The organism is Bacillus sp. SJS, from assembly GCF_000732485.2.
In the GTDB taxonomy this organism is placed as follows: domain Bacteria; phylum Bacillota; class Bacilli; order Bacillales; family Bacillaceae; genus Metabacillus_B; species Metabacillus_B sediminis.
On the sequence record NZ_JAQV02000016.1, the window covers coordinates 16,229 to 39,720 of the forward strand.

General features: G+C 42.7%; 27 protein-coding genes and 1 pseudogene. 23 read left to right on the plus strand and 5 right to left on the minus strand.

Annotated elements, in window-relative coordinates:
* Positions 1-59 precede the first annotated feature (59 nt).
* The gene (locus AS29_RS09150; RefSeq protein ID WP_051860569.1) at positions 60-485 is read left to right on the plus strand and encodes a DUF4362 domain-containing protein; all 426 of its coding nucleotides are present in this window, start codon (positions 60-62) and stop codon (positions 483-485) included.
* A 159-nt stretch (positions 486-644) separates the two neighbouring features.
* Here AS29_RS09150 and AS29_RS09155 read toward each other — a convergent pair whose 3' ends face one another.
* Positions 645-1,082 (minus strand): Rrf2 family transcriptional regulator, encoded by a 438-nt coding sequence (locus tag AS29_RS09155; RefSeq protein ID WP_035405437.1) that lies wholly within the window; start codon positions 1,080-1,082, stop codon positions 645-647.
* A gap of 222 nt (positions 1,083-1,304) precedes the next feature.
* Between AS29_RS09155 and AS29_RS09160 the strand changes: the two genes are divergently transcribed.
* The 8 genes from AS29_RS09160 (at position 1,305) to AS29_RS09195 (ending at position 8,814) form a co-directional block, all read left to right on the plus strand.
* Positions 1,305-2,717: a SpoVR family protein gene (locus AS29_RS09160; protein WP_035405440.1), complete on the plus strand. Its 1,413-nt coding sequence runs from the start codon at positions 1,305-1,307 to the stop codon at positions 2,715-2,717.
* 171 nt (positions 2,718-2,888) lie between these two features.
* Complete coding sequence (locus AS29_RS09165) at positions 2,889-3,380, plus strand: PCYCGC motif-containing (lipo)protein (RefSeq protein ID WP_035405443.1); 492 nt, start codon at positions 2,889-2,891, stop codon at positions 3,378-3,380.
* A gap of 150 nt (positions 3,381-3,530) precedes the next feature.
* A complete protein-coding gene (locus tag AS29_RS09170; RefSeq protein WP_035405446.1) occupies positions 3,531-4,103 on the plus strand; it encodes a cupin domain-containing protein in 573 nt (190 codons plus the stop codon).
* Between the two features lie 411 nt (positions 4,104-4,514).
* Entirely contained in the window at positions 4,515-4,883 is a 369-nt protein-coding gene (locus tag AS29_RS09175) for an ArsR/SmtB family transcription factor (protein WP_035405448.1), read from the plus strand.
* A 73-nt stretch (positions 4,884-4,956) separates the two neighbouring features.
* The gene (locus tag AS29_RS09180; RefSeq protein WP_035405689.1) at positions 4,957-7,536 is read left to right on the plus strand and encodes a heavy metal translocating P-type ATPase; all 2,580 of its coding nucleotides are present in this window, start codon (positions 4,957-4,959) and stop codon (positions 7,534-7,536) included.
* Between the two features lie 279 nt (positions 7,537-7,815).
* Positions 7,816-7,959: a hypothetical protein gene (locus AS29_RS21740; protein ID WP_231889921.1), complete on the plus strand. Its 144-nt coding sequence runs from the start codon at positions 7,816-7,818 to the stop codon at positions 7,957-7,959.
* Between the two features lie 159 nt (positions 7,960-8,118).
* Complete coding sequence (locus AS29_RS09190) at positions 8,119-8,595, plus strand: DUF2975 domain-containing protein (protein ID WP_035405451.1); 477 nt, start codon at positions 8,119-8,121, stop codon at positions 8,593-8,595.
* A gap of 9 nt (positions 8,596-8,604) precedes the next feature.
* Positions 8,605-8,814, plus strand: a complete 210-nt coding sequence (locus AS29_RS09195; RefSeq protein ID WP_035405454.1) for a helix-turn-helix domain-containing protein — start codon at positions 8,605-8,607, stop codon at positions 8,812-8,814.
* A gap of 518 nt (positions 8,815-9,332) precedes the next feature.
* Here AS29_RS09195 and AS29_RS09200 read toward each other — a convergent pair.
* Both AS29_RS09200 and AS29_RS09205 read right to left on the minus strand, forming a co-directional pair.
* Positions 9,333-9,848, minus strand: coding sequence for a hypothetical protein (locus AS29_RS09200; RefSeq protein WP_035405457.1), 516 nt, complete (start codon positions 9,846-9,848; stop codon positions 9,333-9,335).
* 17 nt (positions 9,849-9,865) lie between these two features.
* Complete coding sequence (locus AS29_RS09205) at positions 9,866-10,411, minus strand: CGNR zinc finger domain-containing protein (protein ID WP_035405460.1); 546 nt, start codon at positions 10,409-10,411, stop codon at positions 9,866-9,868.
* 116 nt (positions 10,412-10,527) lie between these two features.
* Here AS29_RS09205 and AS29_RS09210 point away from each other — a divergent pair, with 116 nt between their 5' ends.
* Positions 10,528-11,709 carry an MFS transporter gene (locus AS29_RS09210; RefSeq protein WP_035405463.1) on the plus strand — a complete coding sequence of 394 codons (1,182 nt, stop codon included), beginning with the start codon at positions 10,528-10,530 and terminating at the stop codon, positions 11,707-11,709.
* A 271-nt stretch (positions 11,710-11,980) separates the two neighbouring features.
* Here AS29_RS09210 and AS29_RS09215 read toward each other — a convergent pair whose 3' ends face one another.
* A complete protein-coding gene (locus tag AS29_RS09215) occupies positions 11,981-12,514 on the minus strand; it encodes a hypothetical protein (protein ID WP_035405466.1) in 534 nt (177 codons plus the stop codon).
* 319 nt (positions 12,515-12,833) lie between these two features.
* Between AS29_RS09215 and AS29_RS21000 the strand changes: the two are divergent.
* The 10 genes and pseudogenes from AS29_RS21000 to arsC all read left to right on the plus strand — a co-directional run.
* A pseudogene (locus AS29_RS21000) lies at positions 12,834-12,995 on the plus strand (DinB family protein); the annotation flags it as partial.
* Positions 12,996-13,297: 302 nt separating this feature from the next.
* Complete coding sequence (locus AS29_RS09220; RefSeq protein ID WP_035405469.1) at positions 13,298-14,521, plus strand: DUF418 domain-containing protein; 1,224 nt, start codon at positions 13,298-13,300, stop codon at positions 14,519-14,521.
* Positions 14,522-14,748: 227 nt separating this feature from the next.
* Entirely contained in the window at positions 14,749-15,186 is a 438-nt protein-coding gene (locus tag AS29_RS09225; RefSeq protein ID WP_442854523.1) for a MarR family winged helix-turn-helix transcriptional regulator, read from the plus strand.
* 87 nt (positions 15,187-15,273) lie between these two features.
* The gene (locus AS29_RS09230; protein WP_035405475.1) at positions 15,274-16,212 is read left to right on the plus strand and encodes a ring-cleaving dioxygenase; all 939 of its coding nucleotides are present in this window, start codon (positions 15,274-15,276) and stop codon (positions 16,210-16,212) included.
* A gap of 15 nt (positions 16,213-16,227) precedes the next feature.
* Positions 16,228-17,178: a ring-cleaving dioxygenase gene (locus tag AS29_RS09235; protein WP_035405478.1), complete on the plus strand. Its 951-nt coding sequence runs from the start codon at positions 16,228-16,230 to the stop codon at positions 17,176-17,178.
* Positions 17,175-17,777 carry an alpha/beta hydrolase gene (locus tag AS29_RS09240; protein ID WP_035405480.1) on the plus strand — a complete coding sequence of 201 codons (603 nt, stop codon included), beginning with the start codon at positions 17,175-17,177 and terminating at the stop codon, positions 17,775-17,777. Before AS29_RS09235 ends, AS29_RS09240 begins: the two co-directional genes overlap by 4 nt.
* Positions 17,778-18,176: 399 nt before the next feature.
* Positions 18,177-18,731, plus strand: coding sequence for a YdhK family protein (locus tag AS29_RS09245; RefSeq protein WP_035405484.1), 555 nt, complete (start codon positions 18,177-18,179; stop codon positions 18,729-18,731).
* A gap of 159 nt (positions 18,732-18,890) precedes the next feature.
* The gene (locus AS29_RS09250; protein ID WP_035405487.1) at positions 18,891-19,232 is read left to right on the plus strand and encodes an ArsR/SmtB family transcription factor; all 342 of its coding nucleotides are present in this window, start codon (positions 18,891-18,893) and stop codon (positions 19,230-19,232) included.
* A gap of 13 nt (positions 19,233-19,245) precedes the next feature.
* Entirely contained in the window at positions 19,246-20,541 is a 1,296-nt protein-coding gene (locus AS29_RS09255) for an arsenical efflux pump membrane protein ArsB (RefSeq protein ID WP_035405490.1), read from the plus strand.
* A gap of 28 nt (positions 20,542-20,569) precedes the next feature.
* The gene (gene arsC / locus AS29_RS09260; RefSeq protein ID WP_035405493.1) at positions 20,570-20,989 is read left to right on the plus strand and encodes an arsenate reductase (thioredoxin); all 420 of its coding nucleotides are present in this window, start codon (positions 20,570-20,572) and stop codon (positions 20,987-20,989) included.
* A gap of 62 nt (positions 20,990-21,051) precedes the next feature.
* Here the strand turns inward: arsC and AS29_RS09265 are convergent, their stop codons facing one another.
* Positions 21,052-21,264 carry a hypothetical protein gene (locus AS29_RS09265; RefSeq protein ID WP_035405495.1) on the minus strand — a complete coding sequence of 71 codons (213 nt, stop codon included), beginning with the start codon at positions 21,262-21,264 and terminating at the stop codon, positions 21,052-21,054.
* Positions 21,265-21,433: 169 nt separating this feature from the next.
* On the opposite strand from AS29_RS09265, the gene AS29_RS09270 reads away from it, so the two are divergent.
* The 3 genes from AS29_RS09270 (at position 21,434) to AS29_RS09280 (ending at position 23,289) form a co-directional block, all read left to right on the plus strand.
* Positions 21,434-22,021, plus strand: a complete 588-nt coding sequence (locus AS29_RS09270) for a hypothetical protein (protein WP_035405497.1) — start codon at positions 21,434-21,436, stop codon at positions 22,019-22,021.
* A 578-nt stretch (positions 22,022-22,599) separates the two neighbouring features.
* Positions 22,600-23,028 carry a hypothetical protein gene (locus AS29_RS09275; RefSeq protein WP_051860570.1) on the plus strand — a complete coding sequence of 143 codons (429 nt, stop codon included), beginning with the start codon at positions 22,600-22,602 and terminating at the stop codon, positions 23,026-23,028.
* Between the two features lie 24 nt (positions 23,029-23,052).
* A complete protein-coding gene (locus AS29_RS09280) occupies positions 23,053-23,289 on the plus strand; it encodes a hypothetical protein (protein ID WP_035405499.1) in 237 nt (78 codons plus the stop codon).
* Positions 23,290-23,492: the final 203 nt, after the last annotated feature.

Here is a 23,492-nt window from a genome sequence, read left to right on the forward strand (position 1 = left end):
TAATATTGATGGGAATTAATGGTTATTTATGTGGTACAATGGAGAAAAGGCGGTGGAGGATGAAAAAGCGGATTGTTTTCATGCTGACAATGCTTGTATTAAGTGGATGCAGCGGAATGTCACTTGTAAATGGTTATTCCCCTTCTGATCGTGACGTAATCAACAAACATGGAGAGATTAAAAATCTTGAGCTTTTCATGGACTTTAAAGAAAATGCAGAAAAAGGTATAAAGGACAAAATTCGGATCGTGAGCTACACAACTGAAGGTGATCCGATGATTCAGGATCTGGAGTTTGACGGCAAAGTGATTAAATCCAGGTTTGATGGAACCCGTGATCAATTTGGCAAAGAAGAAGTAACCTACGCCTCGTGTAAAACGATTGAAAAATCAGAGCAGCAGGAAAGTACGGAATATATATTGAAACAGTGCGGCAAGGACAATGGGGAAAGTACAGTGTTAACGATTCGGGAACAAAAGAGATGATGAGCGGTTTAAAAAAAGGGGATGCGGGATTAGCGATTTTCAGGTGAAATTGTGAACGAACATAAGTAAGATCAACTGAATTGGTTTACTTAGTTTTAAAGTCTTTGGAAAGAAAGACCGCCTGCTGCGTCCTTGCGAAGGACAATGCGGGCGGTCTTTTTAACTGGTTCCTAGAAGATCCTGGAGCCTGTTCTGATTTTTCACAAGATCAGCCAGCGTATACCCGTCCAGTATCTGCAAATACGATTGAAGCGCTTTATTCAGTACATGTTTCAATCCGCAAACAGGGGAAATGACACAGCTATTCGTTACTGGGTCAAAGCATTCAACAAGGTTAAAATCATCTTCCGTTTTTCTTACAACCGCACCGATGTTAATATCTGAAGGATCTAAAGCAAGCCTGATGCCTCCGTTACGTCCGCGGGTTGTATTAAGAAGACCCATCTTTCCAAGTTCATACGTAACTTTCATTAAGTGATTCTTTGATATGCCGTAAACGTCTGCAATCTCTTTGATGTTCGATAACTTCTCCTGATCTTTTGCTGCCAGATAAATGAGGACTCGCAGCGAATAGTCGGTATAATTTGTCAGTCTCATAGCTACAACTCCGCTTAAGAATCTTACTTTAATAGTATCATACTGTTGCGTTAAATCGAGAAAGAACTCTCCAAATCAAGTGGAATTATGAATTTTTTGTGAATTCTTTCCTTGAAAGTGATCCGAAATTTTTTGGATTAAATAGGAATGACCGACTGCCTTTCATTTTTTTACCTGCCAGGTCATACATTTAGGTAAGAAAGTGATAAGGGGGAAGGACGTTTGAGCGGATCACGACATGAATCCCTTCAGTATGCAATTGAGCAAATTACAGAAATTGCTGATGGGTTTGGACTGGATTACTATCCAATGCGCTATGAAATCTGTCCCGCGGACATTATTTATACGTTTGGCGCGTACGGCATGCCGACAAGGTTTTCCCATTGGAGCCACGGCAAACAATTTCATAAAATGAAACTTCATTATGATTTGGGATTGAGCAAAATCTATGAGCTCGTAATCAACTCGGACCCGTGCTACGCATTTTTGCTGGATACAAATTCTCTCGTTCAAAACAAGCTTATCGTTGCCCACGTGCTGGCTCACTGTGATTTTTTCAAAAATAACTGCCGGTTCGGGAACACGAAGAGGGACATGGTCGAAAGCATGGCTGCAACAGCTGAAAGAGTGAAGCACTACGAAATCCTGCACGGAAGAAAAGAGGTCGAGGATTTTCTCGATGCCGTCCTTGCTATTCAGGAACATATTGATCCATCCATCATGAGACCAAAGCTTTCCTGGAGTTTGGATGATGAAGAAGAAGAGGATGCCCCACCGAAAAACAGTCCATATGATGACCTCTGGAAGCTCGACAGCCGGGATGAGAAAAAAGAGAAAAAGAAAAAAGGGAAGAAAAACTTTCCTCCATCACCCGAAAAAGACCTGCTGTTGTTTATTGAAGAACACAGCCGCGAGCTCGAGGACTGGCAACGCGATATCCTGACCATGATGCGGGAAGAAATGCTCTACTTTTGGCCGCAGCTCGAAACGAAGATCATGAACGAAGGCTGGGCTTCCTACTGGCACCAGCGCATCATGCGCGAGCTGGATCTCACCTCAAGCGAAGCCATCGAATACGCCAAGCTAAACGCGGGAGTCGTCGTTCCATCCAAAACAAGCATTAATCCGTATTACCTCGGACTGAAAATCTTCGAGGACATCGAAGAACGCTATGACAATCCGACTGAAGAAATGAAACGCCTCGGCGTCAAGCCAAACTCGGGCCGTGAAAAAATGTTCGAGGTGCGGGAAATCGAATCCGACATTTCCTTCATCCGAAACTATCTCACAAAAGATCTCGTACTGCGAGAAGATATGTACCTATTCCAAAAGCAAGGCCGCGACTACAAAGTCGTCGACAAGGACTGGAAAGGCGTCCGCGACCAGCTCGTCAGCATGCGCGTCAACGGCGGTTTTCCATACATCACCGTCAATGACGGAGACTATATGAAAAACAACGAGCTGTACCTTAAGCACTGGTACGAAGACATCGAACTCGATCTCAAGTATTTGGAGAAAGTGCTCCCATACGTTCACCAGCTCTGGGGCCGTCCGGTTCATATGGAGAGTATGCTGGAAGGAAAAAAGGTAATGTTTACGTATGATGGGAAGAGTGTGCATCGGAAGTATTTGTGAGGGAGGAAGCCGCTTTGGGGAGCGGCTTTTTTGTGGTTAAAGCTCGCAACTTGTATCCGTCCTAAGATAAAGGGATGTCAGTTAAATATGTATATGTTGTGAAAACGCTTGATTGTTCTAGAGGGATCGATAAGATTACATGTACATACTGCTTACTGGGAGAGTGCAAATTTGAAATTCAACCTGTTCGTCATGAGTATCCTTTCCGCAATAGCCTTGGCTGCATGTTCATCTGAACCCGGCACCGGAAAGAAGGAAGAAGACCACGCCAATCATCAGGAACATGCCGGCGAAGATATCCGGGAAGAGACAAAAAGCATGAACTTGCTTCCTTCCTTTATGGAAGACAAGCCTGAGGGAATGAAAGGCATCTATACGGCTGCTGCCAAACATCGGGAATTGCTCGAATCCATCCCCTGCTATTGTGGCTGCGGTGACTCGGCTGGACACCGAAACAACTATGACTGTTTTGTTTTTGAAAACAAAGATAACGGAAGCCTTGTATGGGATGATCATGGAACGAAGTGCGGGGTTTGTATGGAGATTGCAGCCAAATCAGTTGTTGATTATCAAAATGGGAAGAGCATCAAAGAAATTCGCAGTAAAATAGATGAAGCATACAAAGATGGGTATGCAAAACCCACTCCTACGCCAAAAGTATAAAATCACCAAAGCCCTTTTTAAAAGTGACGGGGCTTTTTTTCATCGTTTTTTTCTTCAATCGTATCCATTACTCATTTACATAAGTAAGCTTCCTTCCCTGAAAATGGTTCATAGGATATTGGGATAAATTCTCGAAGGGAGTGAGATGAAATGAGCGATCCTTATTACATGTTTCCATACCCGTTTCAGCCATATTACCATTATGCGAATGTACCGATGTATATGAATGTAAGACAGCCTGTATCCTGGATGGTCCCTGATCACTCTAACAGATTATGTGCTTGTCAATCACCAAAAGGAAGAATAAAAATTGAGGCAAAAGATTATGGAGCAAATCCATTTGTAGTGAATATCAATGAAGCTGCGAAGCAAAACAATACCTACCGAACGGCCCTTTGGACAGGAGAACATTTACAGGTGACCTTGATGAGTCTTAAAGCTGGCGAAGATATTGGGTTGGAAATTCACCCAAAGCTTGACCAATTTTTACGAATTGAACAAGGTCAAGGGATTGTTCAAATGGGCAAGAAAAAAGATAATTTAAACTTTGTACGTAAAGTCCAAGATGATTTTGCCATCTTGGTCCCTGCCGGAACATGGCACAATGTAACCAATACAGGGACTATCCCGTTAAAACTCTATTCTATATATGCTCCTCCACAACATCCATTTGGCACCGTGCATATAACTAAAGCTCAGGCTTTGGCAGAGGAGAGTGATTAGATTAGCAGGATGTTTCTTCTATTGCTAATGCCCTTTTTTAAAAGATTTTGGCTCTGTTAAAGCCTGATGTTGATTTTTAACACCTGTTGATTGGAGTGGAAGACACGAGACTCCAGCGGGAGCAGCGGGACAGGTGAGACCCCGCAGGCGCCTGCGCAGCGGAGGCTCACCGCCCGCCCCGCGGAAAGCGAGTGTCTGCAACGGAAATCAACAGCCAAGTTTAACAGAGCTAAGATTTTAAAAAGGAAGTTTAGGGAGCAGCAAAGGTTCATTCCTTCCTGCTCCCTTTTCATATTGGGTCACTGAATCCAGCTCTTTTCAAACATTCAAATAACCTTTTGACTAATTAATTATTCTGATTTATTATTAAACTAATAATCAAATGAACGTTTGAATATCGAGGTGAATAATATGAAGGAAATTGATACCTGTGAGGTAACCTGCGTAGACGAAGAGAAAGTCGTACGGGTCAATGAACAGCTGAAGAATCAAGATCCAATGAGTGTGGCAAAAATTTTTAAGGCCCTTTCCGATCCTACGCGGCTTAAAATAGCCTACTCCCTTACGCTGGAGGAGGAGCTTTGCGTTTGCGACATATCCAATATTGTAGAAGCTTCCAATGCAACAGCCTCCCACCATTTGCGGCTTTTGCATAACCTGGGATTAGCTAAATACCGTAAAGTAGGGAAATTGGTCTATTACTCGTTGGATGATGAACATGTGAGCCAACTAATTAAGATCGCGTTTACTCACCAAATGGAGGTAGAAAACCGAGGGTGAGAATTGGGATGAGAAGTAAGGAGGGTTTGACTTGTCAGAGCAATGCTGTGGTTCTAATAGTAAGAAAAACAACATGGAGGAAGTGAGCTGCTGTTCCTCGGGCAGTTCCTTATCCAATACAAATGAGTCAGTCGCTAAAGAAACTGGCTGCTGCTCAAGCTTAGATGGTGAGCAAAAGCCAAATATTTCACAACCAGCTGATTCATGCTGCAGCAGTGCCGCACCCCTTGACGGCTGCTCTTCAAGTGAAGAAGCAGCAGCACCCATTATGAATCAAACGAAAAGCTGCTGCAGTTCTGATTCCCAAATTAATGAAGATGCTGCAGCCCTCTCAGCTGAAGCTGAAAGCATGAACTTTCGGGTATACGGAATGGATTGTCCTGCCTGCGCGAAAACAATTGAAAAAGGAATTGGTTCCTTACAAGGCGTCCGGGATGTTCAAGTAAATTACAGCACAGCCAGAATGCAGGTAACCGCGGCAAGCGCAGCAGCATTTGAGCCGGTTCAGAACGAATTGAAAAAGCTTGGCTATACGGCTGAACAAACGAATGAGAAGAGAAATCTTAAAACATACACGGTTGAAGGCATGGACTGCGGAAGCTGTGCAAAAACGATTGAAAATCACCTGAGGCTAAACAAGTCTGTCCAAAGCGTAAATGTGAATTTTTCTACGGGAAAAATGAAAATTGAACATACGAATTCTGCAGATGAAATTATTAAAGAAGTGTCGAAGGTTGGGTTCAAAGCTGCTTTAGACTCAAGTCGCTTATCCAATCAGCCTTCTCTCTCTGTAAAAAGCAATGAAAATGGCTGGTTTATTTTTTCCGGAGTATTGATTGCAATGGGCTTTGCAGGTTCGTTCTTGGGAATTCACCCGTTATTATCTTCATTTTTGTATGCTTTTGCCATGATGATCAGTGGGTACAAACCAGTGAAAAGTGCATTTTATTCCATCAAAAGCCGCTCGCTTGACATGAATGTACTTATGTCCGCAGCTGCAATAGGAGCTGCCTTAATAGGAGAATGGCTGGAAGGTGCTACGGTCGTTTGGTTATTTGCTCTTGGAAATCTGCTGCAAAACAAATCGATTGAACAGACAAGGAACTCTATTCGGAATCTTATGGACTTGGCTCCACCGGAAGCCTGGATTAAAAATGGAGCAGATCTTGTTAAAAAACCTGTTGAAGAAATCTCAATAGGGGAAGTCATTTTTGTTAAGCCAGGTGACAAGATTCCATTGGACGGAGAAGTGGTTAAAGGAGAATCCAGTGTTAACCAGGCACCGATCACCGGAGAATCCATTCCAGTTGATAAAGAAGCGGGAGATACCGTTTTTGCCGGGACGATAAATGAGCATGGAACACTTGAAATCCGAGTAACGAAGCTCACTGAGGATACAACGATTGCCAAGATTATTCATTTGGTCGAAGAAGCGCAGGAGCAGAAAGCCCCGACTGAAGCTTTTATTGATAAGTTCGCAAGTGTCTATACCCCTGTCGTATTTGTCATAGCACTGCTGCTTATGATTCTGCCTCCATTAGCGGGGTTTGGCACGTGGGGTGACTGGTTTTATAAAGGATTAGAGCTGCTAGTAATCGCCTGTCCATGTGCACTTGTCATCTCAACCCCGGTGGCCATTGTGTCAGCCATTGGAAATGCGGCAAAGAACGGGATCTTGATCAAAGGCGGTACATTTTTAGAAAAAGCTGGTGCGATCACGGCGATTGCGTTTGATAAAACTGGGACGTTGACAGAGGGGAAACCAAAAGTATCAAAAGTTGAAGTGCTGGAAGGTACTGAGGAAGAATTGCTTTCAATCGCCCTCACACTTGAAACCTATTCTACACATCCCATTGCCAAAGCGGTTGCTGATTATGTAAAGTCAAAAGGAATACCTTCTCAAGAGGGAGACTCATACAGCAACATTGTAGGAAAAGGTGTGCAAGCGACCGTAAAAGGGATTACGTATTACGCAGGTAATCTTGCGCTTTTTAAAGACATGAACCCGTTGCTGGAACAGGTCGTAAAACACGTATTGGATTTGCAGAACGAAGGAAAGACCATTGTACTGATTGGTACGGAGCAAAAACTAATAGGATTGATCGCGGTTTCGGATACAATTCGGGAATCGACCACTTCTGCAATGAAAACATTAACTGGAAAAGGAATCCGCGAAACGGTGATGCTGACGGGAGATAATACGGGAACCGCCAAAATGATTGCCTCTGAAGCAAACATCACCCGCTACTTTGCAGAATTATTGCCAGAAGATAAAGTAAACGCCATAAAAAAACTTCAAAATGAAGGCCATAAAGTGGCCATGGTAGGAGACGGAATCAATGATGCCCCCGCATTAGCCGCCTCTGACTTGGGAATTGCGATGGGAGGAGCAGGGACAGATACAGCCATGGAAACAGCAGACATCGTATTAATGGCTGATAATCTGGATAAACTGCCTCACACCATCAAGCTAAGCAAAAAAGCGCTAGCCATCATCAAGCAGAACATTTGGTTTTCCATCATTATTAAAGTGATTGCACTGGCCCTTATTTTCCCCGGCTGGCTCACTCTTTGGATGGCTGTTTTAAGTGATACAGGCGCAGCATTGATTGTCATTTTGAATGCTTTGAGGCTGTTAAGAGTTAAGGAATAACTGGGAGAAAGAACCATTGAATTCATATTCATTGGTTCTTTTTCGTTGATATTGGACTTTTTGCGAACAGATGGATGAAGGAAGTATGTGTGAGGGAGGAAGTCAATTTTCGCTATTTGATCCTCCTATTAATCCTGAAAGGAGATTTCCAACCTATGGAGGAGTGGTAGCCGCCTTGCCGTTAGTCAGTTTACTGAGCCTAAAAACAAGCGAGCGGAAAAAGTTGATTGGAAAATCTCTGAACGCACCCGTTCGATTATGAAATATTATGAGGAATAGTTGACGGAAGAAGAAGTTGTTGACGAGTTCCTGCTCAATCTCTTGGATGATAAGAAGTTTCTAAAATGGGTGGAAGGAAAACGTTATAATAAGCGGATTTTAGCTCAAATCTTTAGTACGGAGGAGGATGCTAATATTGGCTAAACTGGAAATGCCATCAGATGGTGCGGTAGAAGGTTTTGATCTTATTTTTTAAAAAGGAATCTTGCTTAACAACAAGAATTCAATATTAAATAATAAATATTTATTGATAAACAATAAATTATAAATTATAATTAACAGAAAATGGAGGAGGATTTGCTTGTGAAACAATATAAAATTACTTTTCTAAAAATCACGATCTTCATCATCGGGCTTACTATACTTTCATTATGTATATTTTTATTACCTAACTTGGCGAGAGATGCAGCGGTGATGGACCCTGAGAATGCTTATTTGAAAATACCAGTTCTTATGGGATTATATTTAACAGCCATACCATTTTTTCTAGCTTTATACCAAGCCTTAAAAATTTTAAATTACATAAAACGAAAGGATGCCTTTACCGATTTATCTGTAATTTCTTTAGGATATGTAAGGAATTGTGCAATAGCCATTATAGTTTTATATGTAATAGGGATGATTATGTTGACAGTTCTTAATGCTTTACACCCTGGAATTGCCCTTTTGGGTATCGTAATCATTTTTGCTTCACTTGTTATTGCCGTTTTTTCTGCTATTCTCCAAGAACTTTTAAGAAATGCAATACAATTAAAATCGGAAAATGAATTAACGGTTTGAGGTGTTGAAATGGCGATCATAATTAATATTGATGTAATGCTTGCAAAAAGAAAAATGAGTGTATCAGAACTAACGGAGAGAGTTGGTATCACAATGTCTAACCTTTCTATATTGAAAAACGGAAAGGCGAAAGCCATTAGGTTTTCAACTTTAGAAGCAATATGCAAGGCATTGGATTGTCAACCTGGTGATATTCTTGAGTATAAAAGTGAAGATTGAACATTTATAAAGGAAAAGAGGCTGGTACAAAAGGTTTCCGGCTAATAAAAAAGCACTGTTAAACTTGGCTGTGGATTTCCGCTGCAGGCGCTCGCTTTCCGCGGGGCGGGCGGTAAGCCTCCTCGCCGCTTTGCGACTGCGGGGTCTTACCTGTCCCGCTGCTCCCGCAGGAGTCTCACGCCTTCCGCTTCAATCAACAGGGTTTATAAAATCAGCAACATGCTTTTTTAAAAAGAAATATTCGGATTAGGGACAACAATTTTAGTTATGTCCCTCCTCTTTTTATGCGAATTTTACTGAGAATTATACTTAAAAGTTATTGTGATTTAACTTGTTATCAGCAAACACCTGTTTTTTTATCTTCTTTTATTAGGGGCATGGGGGAGTTGATTATTACCTGCAGCAATACCCTTCTTTGACCGAACCCCGCTGTTAAACTGAACCAGATTTATTTGAGAATCACAATAATTGCACAAAATCTAAAATAATTGCACAAAATCCAAGTTAATTGCACAAACTTACTCATCATCAATCCCCATTCCAGTCACCACAAAATGAGGGCTTTTTTCTTTCCAGTTAAAAAATCTCCAGTATTCAGCGTCGGAATCTTCTTCTGAGGAATCCGGAAACACTTCTAAAGTGAACCCGTATGAAAAGGAAAGGAAGAATCCTCCAAATTCATCAGCCTCGATCTTTTCCACAAGCAGTTTTTCCTTCCGGCGATTGAATAACTGAATCCGCTCATCAAATCGATTGCTTCCTATTCTATCCCAATCAAAGTCAGCCATTTCCCCGTTCCATAGTGAGGAGGGAGAATAAAAATCTCTGGACCCTGCAATGATTTTCTTTCCTTCGGATAAGCGCCAAGAACATTGTATATGTAAGGAATACTCAGCTCCAATATCAGATCCTTTTTTTGTTTGGACTGTGGATAAGGGGCCGATTCCGAGCCAAAACAAATTTGACGCCCTGCCTGCTTCCTGTAATTCAAGTTCTAAGAGTGGGTTTAATTCTAATTCAATTTCGTTTTTCATCTATGCACCTCTTGCTATTAAGTTGATATTTGATTTCGGCTTCGATACCTCTTCACTTTATCAATGGTCCCGCAAGCGCGGCCATTTGAGCCCTCCGCATACATGCTGCACCATTTTTTGCTGCCGTTTTTCGAATGATCATAGAAGACGTATCGGCAGTCAGGGCAGGATTTCAATCGGTTCCACTGTCCTTTGGATACCACTTCCGCGATGATCGCAAGAAATATACCTACGAACTTGTCTTCATCTTCTGGCTTGAACATAATTTTTGCTGCCCTTTCTTCCTTCACGAAAACCGTATATACAGGATGGGAATCCATCCAGGGAGAGAGCACATCCATTTCCTGCGTCTCGATGCTTTTGCGAACATCCTCACGAAATGCTTTAAACTCTTCTACGTTCCCTTGCAGATCTTTTAGCAAAGGCTGCTGGTGAAAAAAATCAGTGAGATCCTGCTGGGTGCGGATGGCTTCGGCAGGCTTTCTCGTATCGTTTGGGATGGACCAGGTGTTCAGATATTCCCGAAGAACCTCTAAGGATCCAGGAGCAGGTTTATGGGTCATGAGTAACCACCTATCTAATTTATTGGTTGCATCTTCCTTTATTTTACCATAAGATGGTTGGTAATGAAGTGTATACCAGTAAAAGATATGACTGGTTACAAAAGAGGAGGAACCACATGAAGCTGAATGGGCCTGTTCAGACGCTCCTGGCTGCGACTTTTTTCATGAATCTCGGAACATTTGCGGTATTTACATTTCTGGCAATCTACTTGTCGGACCAACTATCTTTCCCGGCTATCCAGGTCGGAACCGTGCTGAGTGTCCTCATGATCACCTCCCGAGTGCTGCCGCTGTTTTGCGGCTTTCTTTCCGATCGGATCGGGTATGCGGTCTCAATGGTCATGGGAATGTGGATTCGAACGGGCGGTTTTTTCTATTTTGCCATTGCAGATTCCTTCGTTGGAACCTTGATTGCCGCTGCCTTGACGGGACTCGGAACAGCCCTTTATGAACCTGCGGTGGGGGCGGTTTTCAGCCGGCAGGAGGAATCAATCCGAAAAAAAGGATTCACCTACTATAACCAGGCTTTAAACGCAGGCGCTATACTCGGACCGCTTGCGGGAGGCTCGCTTATGCAGGGGAATCCGGACTGGCCGTTTCTATTTGGAGGGTCTCTCTACTTTTTAATCGGGCTTATGTTGTTTCTCAATCGTCATTCATTTAAGGTCCAAACCGATTCTGCTGTGGCCAAAGGATTTTTAAAAGTCTTTAAAGACCGTCCCTTTCTTGCCTTCAACGGGACCATGCTTTTTTTCTGGTTCATGTACAGCCAGCTTACGATCCTGTTTCCGCTCATCATGTTTGACGTAACGCAGTCCAAGGCAGACGTATCGTACGTCGTGACTGTCAATGCCATCTGCGGCCTGCTGCTGATGTTCCTCATCCGAAGTCTTTTTGAAAAACATGCCCCGATTGTGCTCATTCAGCGGGGGATGCTCATCATGGCTTCAGGGCTTTTTCTATGCTGGGCAGTGGGGGATAAGTGGTGGATTTTATTATGCGTCATGATCTTTACCATCGGGGAAACGCTCGTTCTTCCTGCTTCCGATATCAAAGTGGCGGAGTATGCCAATAATGGACTTACAGGAGCTTATTTTGGGCTATCCAAGATCTCATTTGGGATCGGTGCGTCTGCGGGAAGCTTTGCCGGTCCAGTGCTGATGGGCTTGCAGGGATGGGACGGTATTCCCTGGCTCGTTGTTTCGGCTGCTGGGGTAATGGGGAGTATGCTTACATTTGTATTAATAAGGGGAGAGGACGGGATGAAAAAACTCGATGGTCCTTCTATTCATTCTTAGAAGGGGTTACATGATTTTATTATTAATTGGACTTTATTTATTACATCAACGAAAATAAAACGGACCTCGGCAATCAAAAACTGACGATCGAAGAATTAGTGGATTTAGCGAATCAGGTGCATTAGGATTAAATCTTAAAAGTAGAATTTAGGGGTTTGAACCAAACTGAGCAGAGGCTACTTCCTCAAAAATAATCTGTTATAAGTAAGGAGTTCAGTATTGAATAGATAATAAAAAAGTGCTAGAATACCCTAGCACTTTTCTGTGGAAATTACTTTCCATTATCAACCGTTTCAATAGTCTTAAAAATCCTTGAGTAAGCATCCAAGATATTCACCTTGTTCACCTTGTCATTATAAAGTCCAAATTCCCAATGCCTTCCTTCCTCACCAGATTGGTAATATCCACTGGCATAATAGCCGGACTTTGAATCAGAAAAATCTTCATAATCTGCATCTTCCAAAACAAAAGGAACATAGGATTTTTTTGATTCAATAAAGAAGAATGGAATACCAGAATTTCGGTAGATGCTTGCATAAGAAGCTTTTGCAGCTTCAGATAAATGCTCCTTCATAATAAATACTGAATTAAACTTTGAAGCGAGATTTTTTTCACTTAACCCCTTTAATTCCATCTTTCTAAAAACAATGTTTTCCTCACGAATTGCTGGAGGTTTCCCAATGATCCCGATCGTCAATTCTTTACCTTTATATAAAGGGCTATCCTTGATTTCGTTTTTATTACTGTTGCACGCTGATAAAATAGATAAAACAATCAATAAGATCAATATGGATTTATTCTTCATGTATTCCTCTCCAAATTCAAAATATATTTATATTTACCTTTACATATTTTACCTGTAAGTGTTGAAGATTTCATCATTATTTTCAGGAAAGTTGTTAATTTGTGGGTTTTGTAGTTAAAGAGTTCCATTTGCGAAAAGACCTTTTATAGCATCTTTTTATGATGATCTAACATGGAATGTTGTTTTTATGGAGTGAGGAAAGGTTTTTTAAGTTAAAAACTGAATACTATAAATGTGATAATCTAGAAAATGCAATCTTCTAACCATTAATGTAATATTGAAAGGAAAAATTTAATGGCTCAGTCTGTATTAAGAACGGATAACTACCATTTATCGAAAAATAAAAGAGCTGCCGCAAGACATTATACATAAGAGGGTTAAGAGCGGTTTTCCTTCAGCGGCAAAAGTAATGTCCCATATATACCTCACAGATTTAGCCTGGTTCGAGATCATTTCTGGTGAAAGCATGAGTGATGCAATTAGAAGTTAAGAGTCAACCTTTAGAGGAGCTGCCAATGAAAATTGAATCACAAAGCAGTTGAAGTAGATACCTTTAAGAAATGAGATAGTATGTTACACACGTTTTTCTTTCAGTTGATACTATGAATCTTATTTTGATAGCTATGGTAAACTCGTCAGTTGATTTTCACTGAGGTGTAAATTATTCAGCCGCCTATTTTTACATAGCATATTAAGAAGAAAATTCGGTGTATATGCAGAGGATAATAAAGATCAAGCATAATTTGAGTTAATCAATCGATCAGGGAAAAGAGGGGATTCTCCATGAATGAAAAATGGATGGAAGCGGACAATCCGCTTCCTCAAAAGAAGCGCATTATGGTTTTAGATAGTTTGAGAGGCTTTGCCTTGCTGGGAATCTTTCTTATTAACATTACGGCCATTGCAGCAGCCGGAGGCCCGCCTTCATTAGATAGTAAACCGAATTTCATCGATGAAATGGTGAATCAATTTCTTTTATTATTTGTTGAATCTAAATTTTTCACGCTCTTTTCGTTTTTGTTTGGAGTGGGATTTTCAATTCAGCTTTTGAGGGCAAATGATCAGGGGATCAATATTGTACCAAGGTTCTCAAGAAGGCTCGCTGCCCTTTTTCTATTCGGTGTCCTGCATATCGCACTGTTTTGGGAAGGGGATATCCTTGTTATTTATGCGGCAGTGGGCTTTGCTTTGCTTCTTTTTAAAAAATGCAGCGAGAAGACACTGCTTATCTGGATAGCGGGGCTATTGATCCTTCCCATTTTAATTGTGATTGGATCTGCAGCAGGAATTGAAGTGCTGCGGCATACTTCTGAATACGGCGGTCAAATAAAGGAAGCCGATCAAGAGCTGCTCCGTGCTTTCAGGATGCTGGAGGGCGGGAATGAAAAACCGCTGTCCTACACGGCTTCAATCACCGAAAGAATAAACGCGTACATCGAAGTCCTTCCTTTATTAATCTCACGGTTCCCAACGGTCCTGGCAATGTTTCTCCTTGGGTTATATGCAGGGAAAAAACGCATATTTGAGAAGCTTGAAGAAAATCTTCCCTTGTTAAAAGGCATGAGCAGAAGGGGAATAGCGATTGGTCTGCTGTTAAACCTTGCCGTTGTGATCCTGTTCAATACACTAAAGCCGGTGACCGCTATTGTCGTCCTCCTGCTTAACCAGACACTTACTGGGCCCATTCTATCGATCAGCTATGCAGCCATCTTTATTTTACTATCCAGAAAAAAGAACTGGGACTTTCTGTTTCGATGGCTTAGCTATCCCGGCCGCATGGCGCTGACAAACTATATTCTTCAGTCGGTACTATGCTCATTTATTTTCAACGATTACGGATTCGGGCTAAAGGGGCAAGTCTCCCTGTCGGGTACGATACTAATGGCATTCGGAATATATATAGTTTTAATGATTGGAAGCAGATTTTGGCTTAAAACCTTTAAATTCGGCCCGCTTGAGTGGGTATGGCGCTGCATTACCTATAAGAAAATCCAGTCCATTCGATAATGTATAGATACTAAAAAAGCCGCTGACAAAGCGGCTTTTTTAGGTGAAGAGCAAGTATAGCGATTTGTTTCCCTCGATTGCTGCGGCGATTATGAACAAACTTTCACTATTATTATGTGGATTTTTTATGAAATTCCATTGACTCCAATACAAATGCGGGGTTATAATTATCTCAACTTCAAGATATTTAAATTAAAAATACTTCATTTAAAAACATAAACCAGGAGGTGACCGATTTGGATGAAGCGTGCAAAAAAACGCCTTACCTTGCTTTGATGCAAACAGCGAAAGCGGTTCATGAACGTATGCGAAGGGCAGCGGCTTCAGAAAATCTGAATCCTACCGAGTTCTCCATATTGGAAGTCCTGTTTCTTAACGGGAAACAGACGATTCACCAAGTGGGTGAAAGCATCCTCGTATCAAGCGGTTCCATGACCTATACGATTGATAAACTTGAAAACAGAGGACTGATTTACCGTAGCGCCTGTCCGGATGACCGCCGTGCCATTCACTTGGATTTAACGGAGCTTGGCAAAAAGCAAATGGAGAAGATCATGCCGAAGCATCAGGCGCTAACGAGTTACGTGCTTGGATCCTTGAAAAATGATGAGGCCGAGAGACTAGTTGAAATGTTGAACAGAGTTAAGAACAGAGCAGAAAACTAATTTTTTATACCTGTATATCTCGATTTCGAGATAAAAGGATAATCAATCATTCATATAGAATAGAGAAATGATAAGGAGTGAAAGAAAATGACAAAAAAAACAATGGGTATTCACCATATTACAGCGATTGTCGGGCATCCACAGGAAAATGTTGATTTTTACGCAGGCGTATTGGGATTGCGTTTAGTGAAGCAGACGGTAAATTTTGATGACCCTGGTACGTATCATCTTTACTTTGGAAATGAAGGCGGAAAACCGGGCAGCATTATCACCTTTTTCCCATGGGCCGGAGCACGCCAAGGTTCGATTGGCGATGGTCAGGTAGGTGTCACCACTTATTCGGTGCCAACGGGTTCGATGGAGTTTTGGGAGCAGCGGCTGGAAGCATTCAAAGTTGAATTTACGAAATCGGAACGCTTCGGTGAACAGTATTTGGAGTTTGATGATCCTCATGGCCTTCACTTGGAAATCGTAGAGCGGGAGGAAGGCGAGGCGAATACATGGTCTTTTAATGGGGTCACTCCTGAGACGGCAATCAAAGGATTTGGAGGAGCGATTCTTCTATCGGCTCAGCCGGACCAGACAGCACAATTGCTGGAGAACGTCATGGGGCTTGAACGCGTTGGAAAAGAGGGAGATTACATCCGGTTCCGTTCTGAAGCCGATCTTGGGAATGTGATTGATTTAAAAGCGACACCAATCGGCCGCGGACAAATGGGAGTTGGAACCGTGCATCATATCGCATGGCGTGCAGCGGATGATGAGGATCAATTGGAGTGGCAAAAGTATGTGGGAGAGCATGGATACGGGGTTACTCCAGTAAAAGACCGAAATTACTTTAACGCCGTTTACTTCAGAGAGCATGGCGAGATTTTATTTGAAATCGCGACGGATCCTCCAGGCTTTGCCCATGATGAATCTCATGAGACAATGGGACAGACATTAATGCTTCCATCTCAGTATGAAGAAGCAAGAGACCGGATTGAACGTGCGTTGATTCCGCTTGAAGTAAGAGAAATCGACTGATTTTAGGGGGGGAATATTGTGCAAAAGACAGCTGGAATCCATCATATCACAGCTATGGTGAACGATCCGCAGCGGAATATCGACTTTTATGCCGGCGTCTTGGGCCTGCGGCTCGTCAAAAAAACCATTAATTTCGACCGGCCGGAAGTGTACCATCTTTATTTTGGAAATGAATCCGGCCAGCCTGGAACGATTATCACCTTTTTCCCCTGGGCGGACCAATTAAAAGGACGGATTGGAACGGGGCAGGTCGGAGTAACGAGCTATGTGATTCCTCCCGGTTCCCGTTTATTCTGGGAGAGCCGCTTGAAAAAATTCGGGGTAAAATTTTATAGGACAGAACGGTTTGGGGAAACGTATGTGGCCTTTCAGGACCCGGATGGTTTAGAGCTTGAATTGGTGGAACGGCAGGAAGGACCTCTAAATACATGGAGCTTAAGCGGAATCCCGACGGACCAGGCTATAAAGGGATTCAGCGGCGCGACGTTAATTTCAGCCCAGCCCAATAAAACGGCAGATTTACTTGAACAAGTACTAGGACTCGAATGCGTGGGACAGGAAGAAAGCTTTCTGAGATTTAAATCCGAGGGAGAGCTTGGCAATACGATTGATGTAAAGCTATCCCCTTCTGTAAGAGGGCTAATGGGGGCCGGCACGGTGCACCATATTGCCTGGAGAGCGAAAAATGAAGAAGATCATCTCAAATGGAGAGCCCTTCTTCAGGAGAAAGGGTTCTATCCAACGGACATATTGGACCGCAACTATTTTAAAGCCCTTTATTTTCATGAAGAAGGCGGCATTTTATTTGAAATTGCGACCGATCCGCCCGGATTTACAGCAGATGAACCAGCTGACGAGATGGGAACAAAGCTCATGCTGCCATCCTGGCTTGAGCCGCAGCGAGAAGAATTAGAAAAAAGCCTGCCTCATGCAGAGGTACGCGTTTTGGAGGAGGAATTAGAATGAAACACATCTTTAACAAAGGAACCAATCCGGACAAACCAACCCTGCTTCTGCTTCACGGCACAGGCGGAAATGAACTGGACCTGCTTCCGCTCGCAGGAATGATCGATGAAGAGGCATCCGTATTGAGCGTCCGCGGAAATGTACTGGAAAATGGCATGCCCCGGTTCTTCCGCAGACTCGCTGAAGGTGTGTTTGATGAAGAAGATCTCGTGTTCCGCACACAGGAACTCAATCAATTTCTGGATGAAGCAGCTGATAAGTATGGGTTTGACCGCAGCCAAATCATCGCCATCGGCTATTCCAATGGAGCCAATATCGCAGCAAGTTTGCTTTTCCACTATGGGGATGCATTAAAAGGCGCAATTCTTCACCATCCGATGGTTCCGAGAAGAGGGATTGAGCTCCCGGATCTAACGGGGAAATCCATATTCATCGCAGCCGGAACTAACGATCCAATTTGTCCGGCAGAAGAATCGACTGAACTGCACGCCTTGCTGCAAAGAGCCAATGCCAAGGCAGAATTGCACTGGGAAAATCAAGGCCACCAGCTAACGCGGAGTGAGGTTGAAGCTGCGGCGAAGTGGTATAAGGGATTGTGAAGGAAGAAAACTGCTTGTGCAGTTTTCTTTTTTTTTGCACTTTGCACTGACCCCCGCTCTGCTAAAGTGTAAAAGCTCCGTCCCCGTTTCACGTGACGCTTAGAGCGGTCAGGGATTGCACCGGCTATGCTCATTCCCCAAGTGCGGTGCAGGATAGAAGGTCAGAGCAATGCACTGACCCCCGCTGTGATAAAGAACTAAAGCTCCGTCCCCCTGACACATGAAACCCAGAGCGGTATGGGATTGCAAGCTTCTTCCTTCTTCCCCCGGTGCGGTGAAGGCGAGAGGGTCAGTGCAAGCGCATCATTCAACTCTTATTTTATCCGTATGCTGTGCACATTTTTTGCAATTGAATGATGTGCGGTTATACTAAAAGCATACTTACTGGAGGGTGATTCAATGAGCCGCAAAAAAATGATGATGTTCACTGTTTCCCTGCTTGCCGCATTTGGTTTGGCCGCCTGTTCGAACAGCGGAATGGATGAAAAGCATGAAGGAATGGACCATTCCAAGATGGAACATTCAAGCTCGGGTGAAGTGCCTGAAGGATTAAAAGAAGCAAAAAAACCGGCGTATCCGCTCGGAAGCAAGACGGTGGTGAAAACGGATCATATGGAAGGCATGAATGGAGCAGAAGCGACCATTGCGGGTGCCTATTATACAACGGTCTATGCGGTTACCTATACACCCAAAGGCGGCGGAGAAAAAGTAGTCAATCACAAGTGGGTGATTAACGAGGAAATCGAGAACGCGGGAGATGTTCCTTTTAAGAAAGGTGAAGAAGTTACCTTGATGGCAGACCATATGAAAGGAATGATGGGAGCAAAGGCGACCATTGATTCTGCTGAGAAGACAACCGTTTATATGATTGATTATTCTCCAGCGAATGGCGGAGAAGAAGTGAAGAATCATAAATGGGTGACGGAAAGCGAGCTTTCAGCCGTCAGCAAATAACGAATGAGGAAGAGCATCTTATGGGGGATGCTCTTTTTCGATCTTTACGGTTTTCTGAATCTGTTTTTAAAATTGATCTGCTAAATTGCACCTGAAAAATATAAGCATTGCCTTATATAAGTATATAGTTATATTATAATAAAGGGGTGACGATCAAAGATGACCAAATCAATTGAAGTGGAACAAGCAGCATCCATCATGAAACTGCTAGGTGATAAAACCCGGCTTACAATGATGAAAATGCTCCAGAAAAATGAATGCTGCGTATGCGAATTTACGGCGATTTTTCAGGCGAGCCAGCCTGCAATCAGCCAGCACCTGCGAAAATTGAAGGATGCGGGGCTTGTAAAAGAAAGGCGAAACGGACAGTGGATTTTTTATTCGCTGAACGGCGAAAGTGAAGTGTATGAATTTGTTCAAAATCTGCTTGTGTTTATTCCTGATCAAGATCAGAAGCTGAAGGATCTGGAGAAACAGGGATTGCGAATAACCTGTGAATAATGGAGGGACCATTTTGACATCAGTGATTTTAGCATCCCTGATTTTCCTGTTGACCCTTGTGCTTGTAATCTGGCAGCCGAAAAACTTATCGATTGGCTGGTCTGCTTGCGGCGGAGCAATCCTTGCGCTCATCGCAGGGGTTGTTGACTTTCAGGATGTATGGGATGTAACCGGCATCGTTTGGAATGCCACGTTAACGTTTATTGCAGTTATCATCATTTCTTTAATAATAGATGAAATTGGATTCTTTGAATGGTCCGCCCTACATATGGCGAGAGCGGCCAAAGGCAGCGGAGTACGAATGTTCATTTATGTGAGCATCCTCGGAGCTGTGGTAGCTGCTTTCTTTGCCAATGACGGAGCAGCGCTTATTTTGACGCCGATTGTTCTGGCAATGGTCCGTAATCTGAACTTTGAAGAAAAATTCGTGTTTCCTTTTATCATGGCCAGCGGATTTATAGCGGATACGACTTCGCTTCCCCTTGTCGTCAGTAACCTGGTAAACATTGTCTCGGCTGACTTCTTCGATATTGGCTTTGCAGAGTACGCCAGCCGAATGATTGTGCCAAACTTCTTCTCGCTCGCAGCAAGCATTTTAGTTTTATACTTGTTTTTTAGAAAGAGTATCCCGAAAAACTATGATGTGACCAGCTTGAAAAAGCCGAAAGAAGCCATTAAGGACATGAAAATGTTCAAACTCTCATGGGTTGTCCTTGGTGTACTATTAGCGGGTTATTTCATTAGTGAGTTTATTGGGATTCCTGTATCGATTATTGCAGGAATCATCGCGATTTTCTTCCTCATCATGGCGAAAAGGAGTCCGTCAGTTCCAACGAAAAAGGTACTAAAGGGTGCTCCATGGGCCATCGTCTTCTTCTCCATTGGGATGTATGTCGTGGTGTATGGACTTCGAAACGCTGGATTAACAAGCGTTCTTGCAGATGTCATTCAGTCAGTAGCAGATCAAGGTTTGTTCGCCGCAACGATTGGTATGGGATTTATCGCTGCGATTCTTTCATCGGTCATGAACAACATGCCGACGGTCATGATTGATGCGCTTGCAATCGCTGATACCGATACGTCTGGTATCACCCGGGAAGCGCTCATTTACGCAAATGTGATTGGTTCGGATTTGGGACCGAAAATCACCCCAATCGGTTCCCTTGCGACACTGCTTTGGCTTCATGTTCTGTCGCTGAAGGGAGTGAAGATTTCCTGGGGTACCTATTTTAAAACGGGGATTATCTTGACGATCCCAACCCTTTTTATTACGCTTGCCGGCCTTTATCTATGGCTTTTGCTGTTCTAAATCCACTACATAAAAGGAGACTGACAACATGTCTAAAAAAACACTTTACTTTCTTTGCACAGGAAACTCATGCCGGAGCCAGATGGCGGAATCGTGGGGGAAAAAATACCTTGGTGATGAGTGGAACGTACTCAGTGCAGGAATCGAAGCTCATGGATTGAATCCAAATGCCGTAAAAGCGATGAAAGAGGTTGGAATGGATATTACGGATCAAACCTCTGACATCATCGATAGCGAAATTTTGAATAACGCGGATTTCGTAGTGACCCTTTGCGGTGATGCGGCAGATAAATGTCCAATGACACCGCCGCATGTAAGACGTGAGCACTGGGGCTTTGAGGATCCTGCGAAAGCTACCGGTACGGACGAAGAGAAATGGTCTGTTTTCCAGCGGGTTCGTGATGAAATTGGGGAACGGATTAAACGTTTTGCGGAAACAGGGAAATAAGAGAAAAGCCGGGAGTGAATGCTCCCGGCTTTTTTTACTTCAGTAAATGAACCTGCGTTCGATTATTTTGCCACGTCCCCAAAAATATAATCTGTGTGTTTTTCACAGTTTTCTGTATTCTCCCATTTAATTTTCGCGTTTTCCACTTTCCCAATGCGCTCTGAATGATAATCAATCACAATCTTTTTGACTTCTGCTTCGGAAATACCGGTTTTCGTAATGGCGTATCCAGCTGCTGTTACTAGTACAAAAAACAAGAGAACAATGTGCTTCACATTCTCCACCCCAATATGTTAAACGGGAGAGGAAGAGGGAGGTTTCCTCTTAAAGGAGGAGTTAGGTATGATTTGTTGAAAATAATAAATGGCTGCTGTTATCTTTGAAAAAAGAACTGGTCGGACTTCAATTTTCACACCTGAAAAAATACCCCGAATGGAGAACTGAATGAGAACGTTAAAATGGATCCTCATCCTACTGGTCATCCTAATTTTCGTTTGGCTGTTGTACACGAAATTACAAGAAAGATACTATGAGCCGGTTCAGCCGGGCGGAAAATATAAAAATACTTCCAGAATATTAAAAGACTTGCGGTATCTCTATAACGGGAAATATAAAGTGAAGAGTGTGGAGTCTTGGTCGGCGGATGGATACAGTGACCCATTGATGTTCGAAAAAGAGATGAAGGTGCTTGGAAATCTGGTAAAGAATAAAGATAATGAGGTTCTTACAATAGAGTTGACTGATTTAGTTAAACCAAAAAGTCACGAAGACGTGAGAGATAAAGAAATCGTGACAAGAGAAGCCGTTCATATCCTCCACTTCCTTACTAAAAGAGAATTAGAGGTCCATGTAAAAGCCGTTCAGGTTCACTACACTCATCAATACGGTTTTTTAGCGGTACCAAAAACCACTTCTATTATCATCCCTTTAGAAGAATTCATAAACAAGTATGATGAATACCAAAAACAAGGGGACTCTGCAGATATAAGGTTTGTTAAGCTATGTTTGGAATTTATCAATTACTCGAAATAAAGCACGTAACGGTTTTTGTAGAACAAGGGCATGACACCGCGCATCAAGCCCTTTTCTTCTTAGTAATGCTTAATCCATATCCTGCTTTTTGTTAATGACTTCTGCTGCAAGTTCCTCATCCTGTAGCATGAGCAGCACTTAGATATAGTTATTGCAACCTCAAGGCATTTACCATAACATGGAATTAGATCCTCTTATAAAGAGAAATGAAAAGTAAAGAATAAATGGGTTAAAACCGCATGCCATCTATCTTATTTGGAATTTTAGCGATTGTATTCACGACATTCCTTGCTTATCAGCTGGGGATGCGGATTCACACTGTTTCTTGCTGCTTTGTACTGTGCTTATAAAGCATTCCGTGAGAAAGAGAAAAAATCAAAGCTTTTGCTATTTCTTCTAACAATTTTCACTCTGTTATTGGACATTCACTTTATTCAATTTTTAAGGGCCCATTTGAGTTTAGGGGTGGAGAAGGGCAGGGTGCCCGCCGTAAGGAGCTAACCGGCGGCCATCCGGATACACCCCCTGCGGAAGATATTGCTCGCTGGGGAGAAAAATATGGCCTGCAGGAAGCACTTTTGCTGACGGTTTTTCAAGCGCTTTCTATGGAAGAATTATACAATCCAAAGATCGAGCCTCAAAATTTTCTGAAGCATGTACCCGTCCTGAAATCAGTTGAGGTGGAAGGACGCTTGTATACCCTAACTTTTATCCGGCAATTTGAGAATGCAAGTGTCATCCATCTGCATGTTGATTGGAATGAAACGGTTGATATGGAAACGATTCATACCCGTATGAATCGTCCCAAATTTAAATTGAGAGCGCTGGAAGGGTATAATTGTCAGTCTGATGGAGCTGGAGGGGGGACAGGGCGTGTTACTCACCGGTTTACGGTTTCTCCAGCCTTGCCGGATGATGTCTCAGGTTTTTCTTTCATTTTTGAAGAGTACGATGACAACTGGATGGGGGAAAAGACCGGTCTTGAAATAGAAATAAAGATCAGTTGAAAAATGGAATGGGAGTGATTCTCAATGAAAGACACTCATGAAACTCAATTATCCAATAGGTACGAACGTGATATACGAAATGGGAAAGTCTTTTCACCTACCGAAGACCTTGAAAACATTGCAGGCGGCGGGCCTTTAAATAATGAAGGCTTGGAGAACGTAAGCAGATTTCCGAAAGGCATCAAATATATGGGGTATGTCTTATTTGGGATATTTGGCGTTTTAATCTTGCTTGGAATAACCTTGAGTTATTTTAACTGAGGCTTAGGATAGATGAGCTTTAAGCTGTAGTGGGGAATCGGCTCTGGATCAAACTTTTCCGTTTGCCTGGCGACTGGAAACGAAGAAGTATCTATATATTGGTGAAACAAATCAACTGACGGCGGTTTATAGAACGCTGTTATTTTTTTTGACTCCATGTCTGAATGCGAGTTAAGCTTTGTTATCGATTTGAAATAAATGTA